The organism is Vibrio sp. 1069 (genome assembly GCF_033340555.1).
On the sequence record NZ_JAWOWP010000797.1, the window covers coordinates 1 to 550 of the forward strand.

The 550-nt window shown below is 46.5% G+C and carries 1 pseudogene; it reads left to right on the top strand.

Annotated features, from left to right (window positions below):
- Positions 1–434 (top strand): annotated as a pseudogene (locus tag R7040_RS29120) (23S rRNA pseudouridylate synthase B); the annotation flags it as partial.
- Between the last annotated feature and the right edge of the window lie 116 nt (positions 435–550).

A 550-nucleotide genomic window follows, 5' to 3' on the forward strand; every position in this document is an offset into this window, starting at 1 on the left:
AAGACGTTGTCTACGCGGGTGGTGAAGGTATGAACCACACTTTCTACGTAGTGATCAACGAAGGTCGTAACCGTGAAGTTCGTCGTCTATGGGAATCTCAAGAGTGTACCGTTAGCCGTCTGAAACGTGTTCGTTACGGTGATATCTTCCTAGACAAAAAACTGCCTCGTGGCGGTTGGATGGAACTGGATCTGAAAGAAGTAAACTACCTGCGTGAGCGTGTAGAACTTCGCCCAGAGAAAGAAACCATGCTAGATTTGAGCAAGGATAATACGTCACGTAAGCGTGAACGTGCTCGCAGCCAAAAAATCCGCCGCGCGGTTAAGCGCCATGAAGAACGTGTAAGCACGTCTAAAGGTCGCAGCAACAATCCTGCTCGTCGTAAGCCAAAGAAAAATGCTGGCGAACAAGGTGCACGTAACAAGCATCGTTAATCGAGAGCGAAAAACGAAAATCAGAAAGGCTTGCCAATTGGCAGGCCTTTTTCTTATACGCAAAAAGGCCATTTTTCTATCTTCGGTGATGTTTGAAGATAAAAAAACACCAGCAC